General features: G+C 42.3%; 16 protein-coding genes, 1 tRNA gene and 1 pseudogene. 9 read left to right on the top strand and 9 right to left on the bottom strand.

Translation table 11 applies throughout. From position 1 onward, the window contains the following. Window positions 1-235 precede the first annotated feature (235 nt). Window positions 236-1,279: a tRNA lysidine(34) synthetase TilS gene (gene tilS, locus DP117_RS21040; RefSeq protein ID WP_169220202.1), complete on the top strand. Its 1,044-nt coding sequence runs from the start codon at window positions 236-238 to the stop codon at window positions 1,277-1,279. A 1-nt stretch (window position 1,280) separates the two neighbouring features. On the opposite strand, the gene hmpF is transcribed toward tilS, so the two are convergent. Then, window positions 1,281-2,012 (bottom strand): pilus motility taxis protein HmpF, encoded by a 732-nt coding sequence (gene hmpF / locus DP117_RS21035; protein WP_339381347.1) that lies wholly within the window; start codon window positions 2,010-2,012, stop codon window positions 1,281-1,283. 503 nt (window positions 2,013-2,515) lie between these two features. Here hmpF and DP117_RS21030 point away from each other — a divergent pair. Next, window positions 2,516-6,145, top strand: a complete 3,630-nt coding sequence (locus tag DP117_RS21030) for an ATP-binding protein (protein WP_169220201.1) — start codon at window positions 2,516-2,518, stop codon at window positions 6,143-6,145. A 208-nt stretch (window positions 6,146-6,353) separates the two neighbouring features. Beyond that, entirely contained in the window at window positions 6,354-8,420 is a 2,067-nt protein-coding gene (locus DP117_RS21025) for a prolyl oligopeptidase family serine peptidase (RefSeq protein ID WP_169220210.1), read from the top strand. A gap of 62 nt (window positions 8,421-8,482) precedes the next feature. Here DP117_RS21025 and DP117_RS21020 read toward each other — a convergent pair. The 5 genes and pseudogenes from DP117_RS21020 to DP117_RS21000 all read right to left on the bottom strand — a co-directional run bounded on the left by DP117_RS21020 (window position 8,483) and on the right by DP117_RS21000 (window position 13,778). Continuing rightward, window positions 8,483-9,811 (bottom strand): annotated as a pseudogene (locus DP117_RS21020) (transposase). Window positions 9,812-10,072: 261 nt separating this feature from the next. Further along, window positions 10,073-10,462, bottom strand: coding sequence for a type II toxin-antitoxin system death-on-curing family toxin (locus DP117_RS21015; RefSeq protein WP_169220200.1), 390 nt, complete (start codon window positions 10,460-10,462; stop codon window positions 10,073-10,075). After that, window positions 10,459-10,683, bottom strand: coding sequence for an AbrB/MazE/SpoVT family DNA-binding domain-containing protein (locus DP117_RS21010; protein ID WP_169220199.1), 225 nt, complete (start codon window positions 10,681-10,683; stop codon window positions 10,459-10,461). The genes DP117_RS21015 and DP117_RS21010 overlap by 4 nt, the downstream gene beginning before the upstream one ends. Before the next feature lie 210 nt (window positions 10,684-10,893). Continuing rightward, window positions 10,894-11,940, bottom strand: coding sequence for a c-type cytochrome biogenesis protein CcsB (ccsB, locus tag DP117_RS21005; RefSeq protein ID WP_169220198.1), 1,047 nt, complete (start codon window positions 11,938-11,940; stop codon window positions 10,894-10,896). Between the two features lie 110 nt (window positions 11,941-12,050). Further along, window positions 12,051-13,778 carry a DUF3352 domain-containing protein gene (locus DP117_RS21000; RefSeq protein ID WP_339381348.1) on the bottom strand — a complete coding sequence of 576 codons (1,728 nt, stop codon included), beginning with the start codon at window positions 13,776-13,778 and terminating at the stop codon, window positions 12,051-12,053. 277 nt (window positions 13,779-14,055) lie between these two features. On the opposite strand from DP117_RS21000, the gene argC reads away from it, so the two are divergent. Beyond that, on the top strand, window positions 14,056-15,024 hold the full coding sequence (argC, locus tag DP117_RS20995; RefSeq protein WP_169220209.1) for an N-acetyl-gamma-glutamyl-phosphate reductase: 969 nt from the start codon (window positions 14,056-14,058) through the stop codon (window positions 15,022-15,024). Between the two features lie 101 nt (window positions 15,025-15,125). On the opposite strand, the gene DP117_RS20990 is transcribed toward argC, so the two are convergent. After that, window positions 15,126-15,755 carry a chorismate lyase gene (locus tag DP117_RS20990; RefSeq protein ID WP_169220196.1) on the bottom strand — a complete coding sequence of 210 codons (630 nt, stop codon included), beginning with the start codon at window positions 15,753-15,755 and terminating at the stop codon, window positions 15,126-15,128. A gap of 373 nt (window positions 15,756-16,128) precedes the next feature. Beyond that, window positions 16,129-16,209 (bottom strand) — tRNA-Leu (locus DP117_RS20985). Between the two features lie 526 nt (window positions 16,210-16,735). On the opposite strand from DP117_RS20985, the gene accC reads away from it, so the two are divergent. Further along, window positions 16,736-18,088 carry an acetyl-CoA carboxylase biotin carboxylase subunit gene (accC, locus tag DP117_RS20980; RefSeq protein WP_169220195.1) on the top strand — a complete coding sequence of 451 codons (1,353 nt, stop codon included), beginning with the start codon at window positions 16,736-16,738 and terminating at the stop codon, window positions 18,086-18,088. An 88-nt stretch (window positions 18,089-18,176) separates the two neighbouring features. Here accC and DP117_RS20975 read toward each other — a convergent pair whose 3' ends face one another. Beyond that, window positions 18,177-18,467: a YggT family protein gene (locus tag DP117_RS20975; RefSeq protein WP_169220194.1), complete on the bottom strand. Its 291-nt coding sequence runs from the start codon at window positions 18,465-18,467 to the stop codon at window positions 18,177-18,179. 281 nt (window positions 18,468-18,748) lie between these two features. Here DP117_RS20975 and DP117_RS20970 point away from each other — a divergent pair, with 281 nt between their 5' ends. From DP117_RS20970 to DP117_RS20955, 4 genes are all read left to right on the top strand, one after another. Further along, complete coding sequence (locus DP117_RS20970) at window positions 18,749-18,868, top strand: photosystem II reaction center X protein (RefSeq protein ID WP_169220193.1); 120 nt, start codon at window positions 18,749-18,751, stop codon at window positions 18,866-18,868. 293 nt (window positions 18,869-19,161) lie between these two features. Beyond that, entirely contained in the window at window positions 19,162-20,091 is a 930-nt protein-coding gene (locus DP117_RS20965; protein ID WP_169220192.1) for a Ycf66 family protein, read from the top strand. Window positions 20,092-20,136: 45 nt separating this feature from the next. Then, window positions 20,137-20,697 carry a PD40 domain-containing protein gene (locus DP117_RS20960; RefSeq protein WP_169220191.1) on the top strand — a complete coding sequence of 187 codons (561 nt, stop codon included), beginning with the start codon at window positions 20,137-20,139 and terminating at the stop codon, window positions 20,695-20,697. Window positions 20,698-20,739: 42 nt separating this feature from the next. Beyond that, a complete protein-coding gene (locus DP117_RS20955; RefSeq protein ID WP_169220190.1) occupies window positions 20,740-21,267 on the top strand; it encodes a PD40 domain-containing protein in 528 nt (175 codons plus the stop codon). Window positions 21,268-21,540 lie beyond the last annotated feature (273 nt).

Genomic DNA, 21,540 nt, shown 5'->3' with positions numbered 1-21,540 from the left:
TTTAAAATTGACATTTCGTATCCAAAAAGTTAAATCACATGATTAAAAGTATAAATAGGTAAATTTTGTTATGTAAGTAAAATAATGGTATTTTTATGCAAAAAAAATACGGTCAACGTCAAGACTACTGACACAACAACTGACCAAAGGCATGTACAACTTGGCTTTGTCCATGATTGAAGAGCATAGACTAAGTTAAAGATTAAATAAATCCTCGTGAACTTGAAATTGTCGAATGAGCGATAAGCGAAGCTTGCTGCCAAAGGCAGATCGCACTCCTTGGACTCCCCTGCATGCGAAACTACACCGCACCATCCGTTCACGCCACCTATTTGAGCGTAACCAACGGCTATTAGTTGCAGTTTCAGGTGGACAAGATTCTTTGTGTCTCATCAAATTACTGTTAGATTTACAACCCAAATGGAGATGGTATCTAGGCATTGCTCATTGCGACCATCGCTGGCGTCCTGACTCCCAAGCAAATGCGAACCATGTAGAAAACTTGGCGAAAAATTGGGGTGTCTCATTTTACCTACAAACAGCTGACGAACCATTAAAAAGTGAAGCAGCTGCACGCAACTGGCGGTATCAAGCTTTAAATACCATTGCCTGCGAAAACCAATTTCATTACATTGTTACAGGTCACACAACTAGCGATCGCGCTGAAACTCTACTCTACAACTTAATTCGTGGTACAGGCGCTGATGGCTTACAAGCATTAACATGGCAACGGTTATTAGATAATGGCATCGTGCTTGTACGCCCATTGCTAGAAGTCACTCGTACGCAAACAGGACAATTTTGTCAAGACTTTCAGCTTCCTGTTTGGGAAGATTCAACAAATCAAGATTTGAAATTTGCACGTAACCGTATCCGTCAACAGTTAATACCATATTTGCAAGAAAATTTCAACCCCCAAGTTGAATCAGTTCTTGCCCAGACTGCTGAAATTTTGCAAGCAGAAGTGGAATATTTAGAACAAGCAGCGCATCAGTTGCGGGAAGAGGCTAACGGGAGATGGGGTGATGAGGAAGGAAATCTTGATACGTCATATTTAATAACGTTAAATCGTCGTGTGTTGCAGAAAGCACCATTAGCGCTACAACGTCGTGTCATGCGTCAGATATTGCAAGAAATACTTCAGAACGCTCCTAGTTTCGAGCAAATTGAGAAACTAGGAGCTTTAATAACAGCACCAAACCGTTCGCAGACTGATCCATTTCCTGGTGGTGCGATCGCCCAAGTTCAAGGTGACTGGATTTACTTAAAACAGTTCTGAGTTAAGATGTCAGAGTGATGTCTGAAGAAGTTTCACCTAAAAGTATCAGTATCTGACGCATTTTGCTAATAGTTTGGAGTTGATCATGACTTGTTTGCTGCACTATAGCTAATGATTCAGCGAGTTCTTGCAGCTTTTGCCGAAATCCATTTTGTGGATCATCCAACACAGCACAGTGCCAGCACTCTGTTTTATACTCCTCTAAGCGACGCTGCTCACCTCGCAAGTGTTCCCATGCACCTTCTAGTGCTTGACGGTTAAGTGAAATCTGGGTTTGCAACTTTTCGATTTCCTTGCGGGAAGTCTCAACTTCTTGTTGTTGCACTTTTAAGCACTGAAATTCATCCTCCATTTGCTGCAATTGTTCCAAGCGAACTTCCATATCCATTTCACGGCGATTCAACTCTTGCGCTTGAAACGTCAAAGATTGTTTCCACTGGTTAATTTCTTCTTCTTTTATCTTTAATTTTTCCACCTGACGGGAAAATTTCTGCAAAATATTAACTAAAGGACGCCCTGCTTCCTGAATCTGTTGTACTTTGCGGTTTGAATTTATTTCAACCAACACGAGAACTCCATCGCTTAATTTACTAGCTTCCTCAACAGGAACGACTTCTTCAGAAACTGTACTCCAACTTTGGTCAGTTCGTTGATAAGCTAGTAGTCTTAGTTCGGTTTTGCTACCACCAAGTAAACCGCCTTTCTGCTTTTGTACTTCTGCTAAATACAGCACACCATTATTCCTTTTGTGTACCTAATACTTTTTTGAGCAATACCTTAAATAGTTGTATGATGCTTTTTTATTTATCCTTACTAACAAACAAATGAACATTTGTCGCCTATTTCTATTTTGTACTGATATCAACGCCTGGTCTTCGGTATTATTGATAACTTTTATATACGGAGGCAGATCTCCACTTGTGGGTGTTGTTAAGGCTAGAAACCTGGTTTGTGATCACCTGTCAAAACTTGTGTGGTGGAGCACTAGACTGGAGAAATTAGCCAATCTCTCAAAGCTTTCAAAGTTTACTCTCATGCCCGTAGCACTGGTTCACCACTCGCACACTCACCTCAAACTGACTCCTAACCACTTCTTTGGTCAATATTTAAGAAATTAAGGAAGAGAATTATTTTATACAAAACAAAGAAGAGAATAATACAGTAAATACTTGTAAGTACATTATTAGGAAATGTTCTAATTAGAAACCTCTATATCAGGACCAATGGCTAAAAACTATGCTTCCAGAACAACAACAGCACATTTTGGGTGACTTTATTGAGGAAGCAAAAGACCACCTCAATACAATAGAACAAGGGCTGCTGAATCTACAGAGGACTCTTGACAACCCGGAAATGATGAACGAAGTTATTCGGGCAGTTCACTCTATTAAGGAAAGAGGAGAAATGCTTGGTCTGAGTCACATTCAGCACATAGTTCACCGTTTGGAAGATTGTTTTAAAGTTCTCAAAGAGCATCCAATTAAAGTTGACCGAAAATTAGAATCTTTGTTTCTTGGTGTATCTGATACCTTAAAAGAGTTGATAGAAAATTGCACCGAACCTTCTGGTCTTACTGAAGAAATGCTGGAGACCTTAATGTTAGAAACTGAACCTGTCTTCAAATGGTTACACGAACATTTAGAGTTACTTGTACAACAAAGTAGCACAGACATAACAGAAAATACCAATATATTACCAAAAACTTCTTCTGTCACTTCAGCAAAACCTCTACCACAAAAAAGCGAGAGTTGGCAAAATTTACAAACTCTGAAAAGTCAAGTTATCCGGACACTACGGGAAATGTTGCAACTGTTTAAACAAACCGCAACACCCGAAACGCGCCAAAGACTTTATGAGTGTTGCGCTTTTTTAGTCGAACTTGGTGAAGAATTTAATTGGTTTAACTGGTCTAATTTGTGTCGAACAGCAGGAAGTGCGATCGCTCATCCGGAAAACACATATCTCACTCTTGCTAAAATCGTTATTACAGATATTAAACAGGCTCTAGAATTAGCCAGTACTGGTAGAGAAGCTGAAGTGACTATTAGTCAGCAACTGCAAGCACTGGTTAGCGTAGAATCAGCAATTGAATTGTTAGAAATTCCCTTGGATTTAGCAGATGAGTTGGAGATTTCAGCATCTTATAGCACTTCCCATTTTGTAACTCAAAAAGACATTCCACAAACAGTAGATAATGTTGTTTATACAGAAGTTTTAGATATTGAGTCGCCAGAGAAATTTACTAATTTCTCCGAGTTCTTCGAGCCATTTAATAGCAATGACAACGAACCTCTAACTTCTAGTCGTACAAATACAAATAACTCAGAGGTAAAAGTCACAGAGTTAAATCTTTTAGCTGATTCGTTTGAAAGTGAAAGTTCAGACTTATCTGGAACGCAGGACAAACAAGAAATTTTAGACATGAGTGCCGAGGAAAAAATAGAAATCATTTTAAGTAACAGTCAAACTGAAAAAACTGATAATAATTTGGAAACTGTCATCATTGAAGAAACGATTACTGATAAGCACAAAGTCGTCAGCACTACAGAAGATATGACTCTTCATGTTTCTGATGATTTCTTAGAAAATAAAATCGGATTAAGTAGCGATCAGATAACAAAACCACAACAGACAACAGAACTCACACAAAACAGTTCAGAACAGTTCATTGATGCCAGCGAAAAAATACAAGATCAAATAAGTAGTTTATTAGAACTGGTACTGGATGAAAAGCAACTCTTACCCACAAATGAAATCAATCAAAGACAAACAGAGAGTATTCAAAATCTTGAGCTTTCCAAAAATCAAGAAACTAACTTGGATGATTTGTTTTTAAAAACTGCTAAAGCCGAATTCATCACTGTACTATATAAAGAGAAAATCTCGACTTTAGGAGAACTCTTTACCAAAGCAGAAAAAAATAATAGAATCACCATACCTGGAAACCACTCAAAATCTGCTGATTTATTGACTGTACTGCCTGAAACAGAAGATTTGAATGACTTCTGGGAACCGGAAGTTAAGAGAGAAAAGGGCGAATTTTCTCCTGTCCATCAACAAAATACAGCAAGTGAGTTAGAAGAAATTTTGTTGGCTAACGCTGTAGAGGAAATTTTTGATGATGTTGCTCAGTCCCAGAATTCTACCTTAGATAGTTTGAGCTTGGAAGATTCTGAAGTCAATTTTTCATTAGAAGAAGAAGATTTTAATTTGTTATTTTCATCAGATGATGAGGATTTCTTTCAAAATCTCACATCAAATCCAACAATTCCTTCTTCTATTGAGACTACTATAGATGCCGAAGGTACAGCTTACTATAGGCTAATATCCAATACAAAGAAGAGTCTTTTTTCGCAACAGCCAGAAACTCTAGAATTAACTCCAGAATTTACGACTTCGCCTTCAAGAACTGAAGCATTTGCCGAGCAACAGCAGAATTTGATTAATCATTCGCTATTGATAGAACCTCAAGATAATTTCAATTTGAAAGTGACTGCTGAGTCTTCACAGGTAGACTTAGATATTCTAGACGAACCAGAAACTTTCTCACCAACAGATTTTGATTCCACAGATAATTCTTTACAACGAGATTTAGAATTTGATTTCAATCAAGATTTCTTAGCAACAAAAGCAATGTCTTCAGAGGAGGAATTGACTCAAGAAGTTGACACCTCCTTCAATGATGAGTTCTCTGAGTTATATGAGTTACTAAGTCAGGAAGTTACATCAGATGTCAATGCTGGATTAAAACCAGAAACAACCGCCCAAGCGAAACTATCCAGTGCAGTATCAAACCAAGTCACATCAAATACAGACAAGCGAGATTTACCTCTTAGTCCCTTCGTCTCTCGCACTCCCAATTTTGAACAACTTATAAAAATTCCTGTTAAGAATCTGGATGACCTCAGTCATTTAGTGGGAGAATTAGTCGTGAATCGCAACACGTTAGAACAAGATCAAGAACGTCTGCGACAGTTTCTAGATAACTTATTGCATCAGATGCAGCAATTGAATGATGTTGGGATGAGGATGCAGGAACTGTATGAGCGATCGCAACAAGAAGCATCTGTGCAAGCTCAAGATACAGACACGGGTTTTACTGAATTAGAAATCGAGCAATTGACTCCTTTTCATACCCTGTCGCAAGAAATGATTGAACTTCTTGTACGGGTGCGTGAAGCAACCAGTGATATTAATTTTGTCAAAGAAGATACCGAGCGAGTTGCGCAACAGCTCCGTCAGGTGACTCAAGCGCTGCAAGAAGGGATAATGCGATCGCAAATGGAGCCATTTTCTGAAGTCAGCACTCGTTTAGAGCGAGGAGTGCGCGAAAGCGCTATCAAATTTGGAAAACAAGCGCAACTCGTGCTCGAAGGTGGGGAAACTTTGATAGATAAAGTGATTTTAGAGCATCTCAAAAGCCCACTCACTCATTTACTCAAGAATGCGATCGCCCACGGTATCGAAACACCAGACGTACGACAAGCCATTGGTAAACCACCAGTGGGAGTCATTACTGTGCGCGCATTCCATCAAAGTCATCAAACCATCATTTCTGTGACTGATGATGGCGCAGGTATTGACATAGAAGCAGTCAAGTCAAAAGCTATTAAGATAGGCATCATGACGCCAGAACAAGTTCAAAGCTTGTCTGAACATGATGTTTACGATTTACTGTTCATACCAGGTTTTTGTACCAAACAACAAGAAGGTGAATTAACAGGTTGTGCTACTGGTTTGGATGTCGTTCTTGCGAAAGTAAGTCAAATGCAAGGAAAAATTAACATTGAGTCCACAGTAGGCAAAGGAACCATTTTCACCATTCGTCTACCCTTGCGTGCAATTTGGTGTGCTAGCCTTAGCTAACACAAGGCTAACTCATGATTCATGACAGATGATTACACGAGCGCGATTTTTGTTTACCTTACTGGCAACTATCATTATATGTAGGTGCTTACTAACTCCTAGTATTCCAGTTGTCAAAACTTATTCTCACGGGTATTCATCAATCCAAAATGGCATGACTGAGGAGCAACCTCTGCACTCTGTAAAAGTCCCCTTTTTACCTCAAACTATGTCTTATCAAAAAAACTTGAGTTATCCAACTAGTCCCAAGAACGATCAAGTAGATAACTACCACGGTACTTTAGTAACAGACCCTTACCGCCCTCTAGAAAATCCTGACTCGGTGGAAACGAAGAGTTGGATTGAAGCACAAAATAAAGTGACTTTTGGGTATCTTCAGGAGATTGCTGCAAGAGAAAAAATTAAGCAGCGTCTCACGAAATTATGGGATTACGAAAAATATAGTGTTCCTTTCAAAGAAGGTAACCGTTACTTTTATTTTAAAAACAACGGGTTGCAAAATCAAAGTGTCTTGTACACTCTCAAAACCCTTAATGATGAACCAACAGTTTTACTTGATCCAAATACCCTTTCAGAAGATGGAACTGTTGCCCTTTCAGGAACAGCTATTAGTGAAGATGGTCATTTTTTAGCATATGGTTTATCCACTGCTGGTTCTGATTGGCAAGAGTGGAAAGTTAGAGATATTGAAACAGGTAAAGACCTTAAAGACCACTTGAAGTGGATTAAATTTTCTCGTGCATCTTGGACAAATGATAGCAAAGGATTTTTCTACAGTCGCTATGATGAGCCAAATGAAAAAACCAAATTAGAAGATGTCAACTATTACCAAAAGCTGTACTACCACAAACTGGGAACACCCCAATCAGAAGACTTACTGATTTACAATCGTCCAAACCAGAAAGAATGGGGATTTGATGGCGATGTCACAGAAGATGGACGTTACCTCATCATTTCTGTATGGAAAGGAACTGACCCTAGAAATTTAATTTTATATAAAGATTTGACGAATCCAAAAGCGGAAGTTGTAGAACTTATTCAGGAATTTGAGTCAAGTTTTAACTTTATTGACCATGACGGTAGCATCTTCTATTTTCGTACTGATTCAGATGCGCCAAGAGGACGATTGATTGCTATTGATACTCAAAATCCAGCGCCAGAAAACTGGAGAGAAATCATTCCTCAAGCGAAGGAAACTTTAGAAGGTTTGAGTACAATTAATAACCAATTTGTCGCTGATTATCTTCAAGATGCTCATAGTCAAATTAAGATTTTTGATTTCAATGGCAAATTTTTACGTGAGATCAAATTACCAGGACTCGGTTCTGTCGGTGGCTTTAATGGCAAGCGAAATAATACCGAGACTTTCTACAATTTTACCAGCTATAACACACCAGGAACTATCTATCGCTACGACATGGTAAGCGGAAAGAGCACTGTATTCCGTCAGCCAAAGGTCGCTTTTAAGGCGGAAGATTACGAGACAAAGCAAGTTTTTTATACCAGTAAAGATGGTACGAAAGTGCCAATGTTTATTACCTACAAGAAGGGAATGAAATTAGATGGAAATAACCCCACCTTACTATCAGGTTATGGTGGTTTTAACATCTCTATAACCCCTAACTTTTCTGTCGGTAGCTTGGTATGGATGGAAATGGGTGGTGTGCATGCTGTGGCTAACTTACGTGGTGGCGGTGAGTATGGCGAAGAATGGCATCAAGCAGGTATGAAGTCGAACAAGCAGAATGTGTTTGATGACTTCATCGCTGCTGCTGAGTGGCTGATTGGCAACGGTTATACAAAATCTGCGAAGTTGGCGATCGCCGGTGGAAGCAACGGAGGATTACTCGTGGGTGCTTGCATCATCCAGCGTCCCGATTTATTTGCTGCGGCTTTACCATCTGTAGGTGTGATGGATATGTTGCGCTTCCATAAGTTTACCATTGGTTGGGCTTGGACTTCTGAATATGGCTCGCCAGACAACCAGCAAGATTTCAAAACACTGTATACTTATTCACCACTGCACAACCTCAAACCGGGTACAGCATACCCAGCAACAATGATTACCACAGCCGATCATGATGATCGCGTTGTTCCTGCACATAGTTTTAAATTTGCCGCTGCTTTGCAAGCTGCTCACAATGGTGATGCGCCAGTACTCATTAGAATTGAGACAAAAGCCGGACATGGTGCTGGTAAACCGACAACAAAGATGATTGAGGAAACTGCAGATAAGTGGGCTTTTTTGGTGCGTACGTTGGATATGAAAGTTTAGACAAAGACTTGACATCCTCCCGCCGCTGACCTGAGTACAGGTAGAGCGGGGGATTCCAAGAATCACTTCTTGGGTTTCCTCTTTCCGCGAGTTGACTTGCTTGGAGGAGTTTCCTCTCCCAAGTATTGGTCAGTCTCTCCAGAGGCGTACCGGACACATGCTACAAGTCGGCAGAGCCGCCCAACGCAGTGTCCTTAGTTCCGACGTGACCCGCCGTACGTAGTGCCTTTTCTAGTATGTTTCGTGCAGCATTCCAGTCTCTGTCTTGGGTATGCCCACAATGAGGGCAAGTATGCGTTCTGGTTGACAATGTTTTTTTGACAACCTTCCCACAATTGGAACAGTTTTGGCTTGTATAGTGAGGTAGTACAGCTACTGTGACCACTCCAAAAACCTTGCCAAAATATTCAACCCATTCTCGAAACTGAGTCCATGCTGCGTCAGAGATTGATTTGGCGAGATGTCGATTCTTCACCCTTACGGGAACGCAGGTCGCTTCAAGTCGGGGAACCCGCCCAACGCGCTGGCGAACCATATTTCGCACCTTCAAGTCCGCGCTGACGCGCCGCTTCGCTAACATACGCCACGAGGTCGTTAGACATCACTACGCATCTTGCTGTTTTGATGGCAAAATCTTTACGCTGGCGACTTACCTTAAGATGCTTACGAGCAAGCTTGTTTCTAAATTTGGCTCTGTTTTTTGAACCTTTTTGGGTCTTTGACATACAGCGAGAAAACCGCTTCAAAGACTTTTCGCTTTTACGCAGATGACGTGGATTTGCAACTGTCTGCCCGTCAGAATCTGTGTAAAAATGATTCAACCCCACGTCGATTCCAACAGTCTTAAGCGTAGGTTCCCGTTTCTCCTGCCGTTCCTGGTCAATGCAAAACTGGCAATAATAGCCGTCTGCACGACGAACGACACGAACACGTTTAAATTGCTTCAACTGGTAGAAATGCAAATCGCGGGTTCCCCACATCTTGAAGGTTCCTGCTTCAAAACCATCGGAAAAAGTGATATAGCGCCTGTCACTGGAGAGCACCCACCCACTAGTCTTGTACTCAACACTGCCGTGGGTTTGTTCTTTCTTAAATCGGGGATATCCTTTCTTTCCTGGTTTATTCTTTTTGCACGCATCGTAGAAACGAGAGATAGCAGACCAAGCTCTCTCAGCGCTAGCCTGTCTCGCCATAGAGTTGAGGTTGTTTGCCCATTCAAATTCTTTGGCAAGAACAGCGCAATAGGCGCTCAACTCATATCTGCCAATATCCTTGTTATCCATCCAGTATCTGATGCAACTGTTCCGAACAAACCTAGCGGTACGGATAGCTTCATCCAGCTTTCCATACTGCTCTTTTGTTCCTTCCAATTTTGCCTCAAATACCAGCATCTTTACGTTAGACTCATTGACGTAATTGTAGCACATTGAATAGTCAAGCGTCCATAGAGATTGTCAAAAAGGAGACTGCACCCCGCCTTTTTTCTGCATCGCAGAAAATTAGTTGGAGTGCGTCTCCTTTTTGACCCTCGATTCATGAGCCAGTACGCCCAGGAGGGTTTCCCTCCGTAGGTATCTGGCGTCCTCGTCGCCAAATCAAAGATTATGGCGATCGCCTTCTCTCGGAATTAGGTAAAAACAAATGTTTTGTCGTCAGTACTTCATTGAGTTTTCTTGTATCCACCCTGCTATCGATTCCTGAGTTTCTTCGTTAGAGGCTAATCGCTCTATCATCATAACGACTTCCACCTCTGGAGCATCAAACGAATAGCCGTTTAATTCCATAAAGATAGCCATTGCTACAAAAGCTACCCTTTTATTACCATCTACAAAAGCGTGGTTTTTTGCAAACCCGTAACAGTACGCGGCTGCTAACTCAAATATTGTAGGCGTTGGTTGGCCGTAAGCAAATAAGTTTTTTGGTCTGGCTAAGGTTGCTCCGATTAAGTTGTCTTTGCTACCAGATAAACCACCATGCTGATCAAGCTGATCAGCATGCATAGCTCTAATCATCGCCTCTTCCAACCAAAATGGTTCATTCACTTAGCCAACTCGCGCAGTGCATTTCTGTACTTAGTGCTTACTTTTTTGTATGCCTCCATAGCTTTTTCAAAGTTAGGGTTGGAAGCAGTAAGGTAAACCCCGTCAGCAGTTTCAGTCACGAATATGCTATCTCCTTCGCTAACCCTTAGCTTTTGCAAAATTTCTTTAGGTAGAGTTGTTCCTAGAGAATTTCCCACTCTACGAACTTTTAGTGTGTACATAATCAATGATATTGTTAGTGATAGTAATACTATTGTAATAACACAATTTTGCCGCCCATCGCTTCCTGATTTTTCTGTCGATCAACCTGTGACAAGCGCAATACGCCAGATTGCCACGTCGTAAATGCAACATCCCTCCTATTGTGGGAAATTTGAAATTTGCCTAACTACCCCCTTTGTACAAGTAAAAAGGGGTAGAAAGTAAAGTGTTTAAAAGAACCAACCGTATGAATGTAAACCCTTACCCAACAAATTCACTCCTAGGTAGCAAATCCAAACAACAACAAAGCCACTGGCGGCTAAAATTGCAGGACGACGCCCTTGCCAACCACGAGTGATGCGAGCATGAAGATAAGCCGCAAAGACTAACCAGGTAATCAGTGCCCAGGTTTCCTTGGGATCCCAACTCCAATAAGACCCCCAAGCTTCATTCGCCCAAACGGCACCAGCAATGATACCAATAGTCAGGAGGGGAAATCCTAATCCGATAATACGATAGCTGATGTTGTCTAGAGTTTCGGCAAGGCTTAGACGCTGAGGTGAAAGAGGTTCTGCTTTTGTGATCGCTTGAGATTGAGTGGCTGTGACTAAATCCAAAACAGCAGTTTTGCCGTTGTTGTTGCTTTCTATACGAGCGAAACCGTTATTGTCACCAGCAGCTGTCGATGATTGAGTACTTAACTCAGTGGCTTTGTGCAAGCGATAGCCGTTGCTGCGATATCCACCAGTACCGACAGAACTCCCTTGTAATTGGATTTCTTGACCACTGGTGACAACAAGGAAGGCGATCGCCACTAGTGAACCCACCATTAAAGCTGCATAACTTAACATCATCACACTGACGTGCATCATCAGCCAATTAGATTTCAGCGCAGGTACTAAGGGTTCTGCGACTTGCATTTGTGATGGTAAGGTGAGGGTGGCAAAAGCAGTGATACCCATCGCCACAGGTGCAGTGACGACTCCCACTAAGCGACTACGACTTGTATTTTCAGCAATCAGATGGACACTCGTTATTCCCCAAGCTAAGAAGAATAGAGATTCATACAAATTACTCAGAGGAAAATACCCAGCTTCTAGCCATCTTGCTCCTAGTAAGGTAGCTATGCACAAATTGGCGATCGCCATTCCAGCCGTACCCACAACAGTTGCAGGCAAATTTGGAAAAGCCGCCCCACCCCAATAAACCAGCATCGTCACAAACAAAATTGCAAACGAAGCATTATCTAACCAGTTCTGGAGTGCAACCAAATTCATAATTAACGTAATCTCCAGTCAATGTATTATAGATTCTGATTGTTACGATCCTATCCGTTTTAAAGGAACTGGTAATTATGAATTGTGAATGCTCAAAATTCCATAGTTGATCATTTATTTACCGGACTTGGTAAGGGTTCTGGTTTTCCAGCTTTTTGAAGTGATAAAAAAATGTCATAGCGAGTACTGCGGCTATCACTCACAGCAGCGCTGACTCCGATTGAGCGTGTGGCGTTTAGCAACATGCGTTGATTCGGTAAAAAGCTTGGCAGGGGAAAATTTTTCGCCGTATGTTCTACATCCAAGAAAAACTGACCATTGGTAGGATTGAGTTCTCGTGGAACTGTATTTTGGAATAAGGCAGTGCTGGCTAAAGTGTTATTTGGTCTAGGAACTATTGTATCAGTGACAGGCGCACCAAGCGCTAAGAAAGCGACATCTTCATCTAACCAGCCATGAGTCGCGGTTAAAGTTCCAAAAGGTGCCACCCAGTTGACAACAGGTTTATTATTAACTGTTGTGTATTGTATCTGGAATTGGTATTGAGTTTTCATGACTTCATCAAGCTGTTTGAGAGCAGTTTCAGCACGAGTGCGATCGCTTGCCTGTACCATGAAAACCAACGCTGCACGAAAATTGTCTGGCAAACCTTCTTTGGGAGTATTTGGAATCACTGAGACAGAAAATTCTCCTCGCATCCAACTGAGCAAATCTCGGTCTAAATCCAGACTTGTAAGGGATTTGACACCATTACGCAGTTGTTCTGGCATCACTGGTGAGTAAGGATTTCCTTGAGAAGTTGAGACATAATCAGCCCAAAACTGTTGTAAGTTTTGGCCAGACACCATCATTAAGGTTTCTGTTGGTAAGCGGTTTTGCATTTTCCCTGCTTTGTTTTCCATTGCTAACAACCGCTGACTGTTCGGATTCAGCCAAGAAACACTTTTTAACCGAATTCCTTGTGACTCCAAAGTCATTGTTCCTGCTATGGCTTGGTTATTCTGAAGTTGACTCAGAACTTGAGCAGGTAAAGCACGGTTTGGAGATTTAGCGGCTATTCTAGCAGCGTAAGGGACATTTACATAAAATTGAGCAAACGGTTGGTAATGAGAAACTTTTGGGAAATTCTCTGCAAAACCCGCACTTGTCACCAAGGACGATTGACTTTTGTATGCATCAATTGCTCGTTCTGTCGTTTTGGGATTATCAGTGATCACAAGAAAACGTTTGTCCAACAGGGCTGCTGACAATTTTTCTCCAACTTGCCCCTCAGTTTCTTTAATAACAACATTCTGGTAAGTACGGTCAATCCATTTGTCACCTTTAGCTGCTTTCGGTTGTGCTAGAATACTGCTCGCTCGTTCTATATTTTTGACTGGCAAAATCATCACCATTGACTGCTCATTGCCCGTTATTTCTCCATTCGTTGCAATCGGCTTTGATGGTGGTTTACTCGCGTTTGGGGCAAGAATTGCGATTGTGACTTGATTGCCAACCCAAGGACTGATATCTTTCTGGAAGTCATAACCATTATTTGTTAAGAAGCGATCGCGCAACTGCACTAAATTTTTATCCAGTAAGCTTTGAGTTTCTTTTGTGCCAAACTCTCGCAATTTTTCCCATTGTCCTGAATCAGTGCTTAGAGAAACTGCAAACAGAGCATCTTGGGGAATAATATTCGCACCAGGTAGTAACTCTTGAGAAGATGACTTTCCCTGAGTCAACAGCCAGTACGCTGCACTCCCTGTACAAATCAATAACCCAGCAAACGAGAGTGTCAGGACTAGAGACGGTTTCTTTTTTTTCTTCATCGGACTAGACACAAGCGGTAGTGCTATTGAAACCAATACCTCATTCTTGCGAAACCATCATAACTTGTTACTATAGTGAACCAAAAGGTTTCCTTTCTTGTAGGGTTCTTTATTACAAAAGATGAGGTTGAAGATCCGGTGTCTTTAAAACTGGGGAGCATAGTCAAGAACAAACTTTAGTTTGCAAGCTTGATATGATAACATGCGTGCAAACCCAACTAAGAGTATCATCTACGCAAAACAGCACACTAAACTTGCAACGTGATGAAAATCGTGTCACGGTTTCTGGAAACTTACACACATGATAACTAAACCTAAGATTTTCATTGATGGGGAATCGGGAACCACAGGCTTACAAATTTACTCGCGCCTCAACCAACGCGATGACATCGAGTTAGTTAACATTGAGGCATCTCGACGCAAGGATTCAGCTGAGCGAGCGAAACTGATCAATACTGTGGATGTTGCTATTCTTTGTCTACCGGATGACGCAGCTCGTGAAGCTGTGAGCTTTGTCCGCAGTGATCAGGTTAAAATCCTTGATGCTAGTACTGCCCATCGAACGGCTGAGGGTTGGGTTTATGGCTTTCCTGAACTCATTCCCGGACAAAGAGAGAAAATTGCCAGCGCCCAGTTTGTTAGTGTTCCGGGCTGTTATCCCACAGGATTTTTAGCTTGTATCCGTCCGTTGATAGCCAAAGGACTCCTTCCTAGTCACTTTCCCATAACCATTAACGCGGTATCTGGGTACTCTGGTGGCGGAAAAAATCTGATCAAAGATTACCACGCTTTCCACGATCAGCAAGCCGGTGCAACATCACTTTATCCCTATGGCATCTACAGTACACAGTTTGGGCACAAGCACGTTAAGGAAATGCATCAGTACTCAGAATTAGCATCGCCGCCCTTGTTTGTACCAGCTGTGGGAGATTTTGAGCAGGGGATGCTGGTACAGATACCCTTACCACTGTGGACTTTGGATCATCCACCATCTGGTGAGGTGATTCATCAGGCGATCGCTGACTACTACCAAGGTGAAAAATTTGTACAAATCGCTCCATTCCAAGACTCCACTCTTCTACGAGATGGAAAATTCCTAGACGTGATGGCAATGAATGGCACCAATATTGTTCAAATTTTCGTCTTCGCCAATGATACAACCCACGAAGCGCTGCTAGTTGCTCGCCTCGACAATTTAGGCAAAGGCGCATCAGGAGCTGCCCTACAAAACTTAAACATCATGTTGGGTTTTCCAGAGGAGTTGGGGCTGTAATCCTCAAGAAAGCAGGATAGGGAAGTCAGCACAGATGGATGGAAAATTTTGTTTGTGTAGCAAAAAGAAATTTTTGCTACACCACACTACAAAATTTTGGACTAAACTTCAGCATTGATTGAACTTAGCTGCATTGGTCCTAAATATTTCGTCAAGTAAGGTGAGAACACCTCATAAATTAAGGTTAGAGGCTGTCCGTGATGCCAAAACAAGTAGTGGCGACCCCAAAAAGGTCCAGTTTCATCAAAACCTGACTCCAAAGCATCCGAGTGACCGTAATAAATCCCTTGAACATCCCGATACAACTCTGTGCGCAGACGAGCTAAACTTACCCAAATAGGTAATGAACGGTTTTGCAAATACTCATCCACTTGAGTTGCTTCCCACCATGAGGTAGCATATGCCAATCGTTGACCAGAGGCGGTACGCAGCCAAACCTGTCGCCGTAGCCTTGGCCCTGGGACAGCTTTAATCTGTTCTGGTGCGCCATCCAAGTCCATCCCAATTAATGACATATCGATGACATCTACTTCTGTCGGTTCGCCCGTCAGCAACTGTAGGTGTCTCGTTGGAGAACCGTCACCCAAAAGCAGCAATCGCCAAGTTGGTGCTAGCTGAGTGTGGGGTAAACTTTGTTGAATGACTTCTTCGCCACCTTGCCAAGTTGCAGTGAGGCGGTGCCATCCCGTTGGTAATGTTAAGTTGTTTGTCAGCGTAAAAGTCGCAGTCAAGGTTCTTTACAAAACTTCACTGATTTATATTAAAGCACAAGTCACCCCTTCGCTTAATTCAAAATTCACGCATCGCGTAGCGTCCTGAGTGTTAGCTCCGGCCCCCAAAGGGGCTAGTACCGCAAGGCGGAATTCACGCATCGCGTAGCGTCCTGAGCGTTAGCTCCGGCCCCCAAAGGGGCTAGCGAAGCAATCTCAAAATTCAAAATGAATACAGCGTAAGCGTTTCATTGATTTGGAATGGGTGGTTTATTTATGCCGTGGTGTACTAGTGAAGGATCTAATTCAAAACAATAGATCTTTTTTTTGAATTTTGAATGAGTTCCCTTCAGTACTCAGAACTCGGCACTCAATATAAATCAATATTAAAAAATGCGGATGGCGAGACTCGAACTCGCAAGGCAAAGCCACACGCCCCTCAAACGTGCGCGTATACCAATTCCGCCACATCCGCTAGCTGAATATAGATTATAGCATAACAAAAATATTTACGATCAGTGGTGCCTAAGTTACAGAAAATTTAAGTGCAGGACTTCACAACTATCAACAGATGGATATACTCGACGCACAGAAATGTTGTCACAACACAAGTGATATTAAAGGTATCGCGACCTCAGCAGCTCAGAAATTTGTTCTAGCGTAGAGTACACGGTACCTTGAAAAAGCCAAAATCGGGAAACTAAACTCCAAACTAGCAACGCCTCGCTGCTGCTAGTCTAGTTAATACCCGTACAGGCGAGCAGCCAAATCTTTCTATTTCGAAAGAATTTTGGGAATCTCCAGTCAGAATTTGAAATGAGGCTGGTGCGTAATTTCAATTTTGACGTCACCGAGTCTAACACGGAAAAAAATGGGGAGGGTTTATACGATACGCGTCTAGTCCCCACGATCAATCATTGGGCTTGGAACCCTCCCCATTTTTTAGGGGACAAATTGGTCAGAACAATGTCAATCTACTGGACTGATATCAAAACTAAAAGATGAAGTTTGACAAAATATTAATTGCTAATCGAGGAGAAATCGCGCTTCGCATTCTCCGCGCCTGTGAAGAAATGGGGATTGCTACGGTTGCGGTACACTCGACTGTTGACCGTAATGCTCTGCACGTCCAACTTGCTGATGAAGCGGTTTGCATTGGTGAAGCTGCTAGCAGTAAGAGTTATTTGAACATTCCCAATATTATTGCAGCAGCATTGATACGGGATGCTAGTGCTATTCACCCTGGTTATGGTTTTTTAGCAGAAAATGCTCGGTTTGCAGAAATCTGTGCTGATCATCATATTGCTTTCATTGGTCCATCTCCGGAAGCTATCCGGTTGATGGGGGATAAGTCCACTGCGAAAGAAACGATGCAAAAAGCTGGGGTTCCGACTGTACCAGGTAGTGATGGGTTGATAGAATCAGAGCAAGAAGGTTTGCCGATCGCCAGAAAAATTGGCTACCCAGTGATGATTAAAGCGACAGCTGGCGGTGGCGGACGGGGTATGCGCTTGGTACATTCTGAGAGCGAATTTGTCAAATCTTTCCAAGCAGCCCAAGGCGAAGCGGGAGCAGCATTTGGTAATTCTGGAGTTTATCTAGAAAAATTTATTGAGCGTCCTCGTCATATTGAATTTCAAATCTTGGCTGATAATTATGGAAATGTCATCCACTTAGGTGAACGAGATTGCTCAATTCAACGCCGTAACCAAAAGCTTTTAGAAGAAGCTCCCAGTCCAGCTCTCGATCCAGATTTACGAGAAAAAATGGGACAAGCTGCTGTCAAAGCTGCCCAGTTTATCAACTACAGTGGGGCAGGTACGATTGAGTTTCTCTTGGATAAATCCGGTAACTTCTATTTTATGGAAATGAATACCCGGATTCAAGTTGAACATCCAGTCACAGAGATGATTACTGGGATAGATTTGGTTGCTGAACAAATCCGTGTTGCTCAAGGGGAAAGACTCAAGCTGACACAAGAGCAAGTCGTCTTACGCGGTCATGCTATTGAATGTCGTATTAATGCGGAAGATCCTGATCATGACTTTCGTCCCTCCGCCGGACGTATCAGTGGTTATCTCCCTCCTGGAGGTCCCGGAGTCCGGATTGACTCCCATGTTTACACTGATTACCAAATTCCTCCTTACTACGACTCCCTTATTGGTAAGTTAATCGTTTGGGGAGCAGACCGTCCCACTGCGATTAACCGCATGAAACGAGCACTGCGAGAATGTGCGATTACGGGATTACCCACGACTATTGGGTTTCATCAAAAAATCATGGAACACCCACAGTTTTTGCAGGGGAAAGTCTACACAAATTTCGTACAAGAGATGAAATCGTTAGTAGAGTAGTATTTCTTATAGGTTAGTGGTGAGTTGTCAGTTTTAACAATCAATGGCTAACAACTAACGACTAACAACTAACAAGTCCAAATCCCTACTAGACACGAGACAACATGGTCAGCAGTCCTTGCTGACCCAGAAGAATTTCCCGTAAGAGACTGAAGATACCAACCCAAATGATCGGGGTAATGTCTACCCCGCCCATAGATGGCACAATTTTTCGTAACGGAACGAGAAACGGTTCAGTAGGCCAAGCTACCAGATTAAAAGGCAAACGATTCAAATCAGCTTGGGGATACCAAGTCAGAATAATCCGAAAAATAAAGAGGAATGTCATCAGCCCCAATATAGGACCGAGAATCCAAGTCACAAGATCAGCACCAGTCATGATTTAAGCTTAACTTTTTTGTGTGAATAAAGGGGAGAACTGAAACAGGACGAGAAAATTTTAAGCTTTGTAAAGCCTTTCTCTAATTTTAACCAAATACTGTTACACAAAAGGGGAATAGAGAATACTGGTCATGAGTTATTGATTGTCTTGTTGTCAAAGTAGCACGACTAGCGAGAAACCACGAACCTTGAACCACTTCCCATTGCCATAAATAGCTTCTCAAGAATGTACTAGACCATTAGAATTGTTATAAAGTGTGTAAAAAAAGGTTGAAATCTATGACGGCATCTTTATCAAATTTCCTTTGGAGTCTGTTTTGGGGTGCAGCAATTGTTGTTATCCCCGTCACAATCGGATTGATTTTTGTTAGCCAGAAAGATAAAATTCAGCGTTTCTAAGAGGTTCTTTAGAGACGTGGTATACCACGTCTCTAACCGTAGAACGGATGTTCGCTCATGAGAGCGCTCAATTGCTAACTCTGGGCAATTCATTATAAAAAAATACTTAATACTAAGCTGACACATACAGACTTGTTAGCTTTGGGTCATAATGTAAAGATGTATAAGTGTTCCTCCACTCTCACGAGCGGCGGTTTTGTATCTTTAAAGCATATTGTGTCTAATTGTCTAATTACAGTAGAGATTTAAATTCTGACTGGTTAAGATAGATTCTGAATATTGGGTAAACAACAATGCTAATGTTTGGGCTGAACTCAGCCAGTGTTCTGGCTCAGGTCAATTTTGGGGCAAACTCAGCCAGTATCCTAGGAATTTTCTTGGCTGTGGCTGGGGCAGCACTTTATTTTCTCCGCTCTGTGCGTCCAGAACTCTCACGCGACCAGGATATCTTTTTTGCTGCTGTAGGCTTACTCTGCGGCTTCATTCTCATATTCCAAGGTTGGCGTCTTGACCCAATTTTACAATTTGGTCAGTTACTTTTGGCAGGCTCAACGATATTTTTTGCGGTAGAAAGTATTCGCCTACGGGGTATAGCTACCCAGCAAGCCAAGCGCAACACTCCTATTGTGGATGACGAACGAGAAGTCAGTGACAACTATAGGTACAACAAGAAGTATAAGGCGCAGGTAGACGCTGAGTTGGAACCACTGCCTTATGATGATGACTACGATGAGCGTCCCGTACGTGGTCGAATTTCAGGTAGCAGAGAGAACCGTTCATCTCGTGATGATTACTACGAAGATGAAACTCCTCGTCGTTCAGAACGTCGCAATAGTAGCGAAAGACCGACATCAAGTGACAAAACTGACAGAACCCGTCGCCGGAGTTCTGGACGTTCTGTACGCCCTTCAGAAAGTTTTGACGATGAAAATTGGGGTACTTCCACTGGAGCAGTTGATGAGTGGGGTAACGACACGACTGAAGAAAGACGACGACCTCCACGTCGTAGTAGCAATGGACCAGCTGTACGTCCAGAAACTCGTGATGAGGATGTTCCTCCAAGACCAAGAAAACGCCGTCCACCCAGTGAATCAGCTCCTCAAAGGGGACGTGAGGATGATGAGGTCATTTCTACCGATTATGTAGAATATAAACCATTAGAACGTCCAGAGCGTTCAGATCAAAAGCAAGATAGTTCATCGAATTTTGATGATGATCTATAAATAAGATTAAGTGAAGAACGTGAAAGCGTAACGAAAAAAGTTGAGGTGAGAAAAATTACACCTAGTTTTTGCCTCCAAAGGCAAATTCCTTGGGGTTTGAGTTTTGTATTAGCAAGTTTACTTGTATCGTGTAGTTATAGCGATATTCCTGTTGGACCGACTTCCCTCAACAGCCGCTACACAGAACGGCAACCAGCATTGAGTGGAAATGGTCGTTTTTTAGCATATATCTCTAATCGCAATGGTACTCACCAATTGCTGGTGTATGATTTACAGCAGCAACAGTTTATTCAGATACCGCGCTTAAACCAACGGGAGACAATTGTCGAAAGCCCCAGCCTCAGCTACACTGGACGCTACATTGCGTATATGACCAGCGACCAAGGTAGACCAGTGGTGGCGTTGTATGATCGTGCTACGCAACAGTCGCAAATTCTTACCCCAATCTATCCTGGCTGGATTAGAAATCCCAGTATCAGTCCAAATGGGCGTTATGTTGTCTTTGAAACTGCTAGCCGTGGTCAGTGGGATATTGAAGTTTTAGATAGGGGACCGAATGTTGAGTTAGATATTCCCAACGGCGCATCGGTAAGCGCACCTCCGTGATGGGGCTAGCGAGTTGGGTGAATAATTTTTGATTCTTGAGTAATGACGAAACGCTCTATTTTTTTACCTATATTTGCTACAGCTAGTTTGTTGAGTAGCTGTGTTGGTTACCCACGCATAGTAAACTATCCTTATGACCCAGGAGGGCTAAGTCTTAATAGCTCTGCTTCGGAATTAGATCCTCAAATTTCAAGAAGATACATTGTTTTTGCGAGTGACCGACAGGGTAGCCAAGATGTTTATATGTTTGATAGGGTAACTGGTAGTTTGGTAGATTTGCCTGGTTTAAATTCCTTTGATACTGTTGGTTCTCATCCTGCTGTTTCTGAAAGTGGTCGTTATATCGTATTTGCAGGAAGTAGACAGGGCCGCTCGGCTATCTTTCTTTATGATAGAGAAACACGTCAATTAAGGAATTTAACTGCTAACCTGCAAGCAGAAGTTCGTCATCCAACAATTAGTGCTGATGGCAGTAGGATTGCTTTTGAGTCTAGTGTAAATGGACAATGGGATATTTTAGTTTATAACCGTTCTGGGCAACAGCTGAATATACCTCAAGACCCGCGTTGAGGGAATGAGGGGAGATCTCCTTTGGAGGAATTCAAAATTCAAAGTATGCCCCTTCACGCTCACTTACTCAAAATTGCCGAAAGTGCACGCATCGGGCGCACCAGGAGTCGGGTTTATGGTCAAAATTGTCAACAAGCGCCCGATTTGCTCCTGGATCGTGGATTCAAAATATAGACATTTATGGACGGCGGTCCTGTTTGAGCAGGATTTACCCAACCCTGCGGGCACGCGCTGCGCTATCAAAAAAAGAATTTTAAATTTTGAATTGATAAT

It is taken from the genome of Brasilonema sp. UFV-L1 (assembly GCF_012912105.1).
Taxonomy (GTDB): Bacteria; Cyanobacteriota; Cyanobacteriia; order Cyanobacteriales; family Nostocaceae; genus Brasilonema.
This window is presented reverse-complemented; position numbering and strand designations above follow the sequence as displayed.

What these genes read in the sequence shown, in the direction of transcription:
- tilS (WP_169220202.1), top strand. Translation starts at nt 236, where the DNA reads ATGAGCGATAAGCGAAGCTTGCTGCCAAAGGCAGATCGCACTCCTTGG.
- DP117_RS21030 (WP_169220201.1), top strand. Translation starts at nt 2,516, where the DNA reads ATGCTTCCAGAACAACAACAGCACATTTTGGGTGACTTTATTGAGGAA.
- DP117_RS21025 (WP_169220210.1), top strand. Translation starts at nt 6,354, where the DNA reads ATGTCTTATCAAAAAAACTTGAGTTATCCAACTAGTCCCAAGAACGAT.
- DP117_RS21010 (WP_169220199.1), bottom strand. Translation starts at nt 10,683, where the DNA reads ATGTACACACTAAAAGTTCGTAGAGTGGGAAATTCTCTAGGAACAACT.
- ccsB (WP_169220198.1), bottom strand. Translation starts at nt 11,940, where the DNA reads ATGAATTTGGTTGCACTCCAGAACTGGTTAGATAATGCTTCGTTTGCA.
- accC (WP_169220195.1), top strand. Translation starts at nt 16,736, where the DNA reads ATGAAGTTTGACAAAATATTAATTGCTAATCGAGGAGAAATCGCGCTT.
- DP117_RS20975 (WP_169220194.1), bottom strand. Translation starts at nt 18,467, where the DNA reads ATGACTGGTGCTGATCTTGTGACTTGGATTCTCGGTCCTATATTGGGG.
- DP117_RS20970 (WP_169220193.1), top strand. Translation starts at nt 18,749, where the DNA reads ATGACGGCATCTTTATCAAATTTCCTTTGGAGTCTGTTTTGGGGTGCA.
- DP117_RS20965 (WP_169220192.1), top strand. Translation starts at nt 19,162, where the DNA reads ATGCTAATGTTTGGGCTGAACTCAGCCAGTGTTCTGGCTCAGGTCAAT.
- DP117_RS20955 (WP_169220190.1), top strand. Translation starts at nt 20,740, where the DNA reads ATGACGAAACGCTCTATTTTTTTACCTATATTTGCTACAGCTAGTTTG.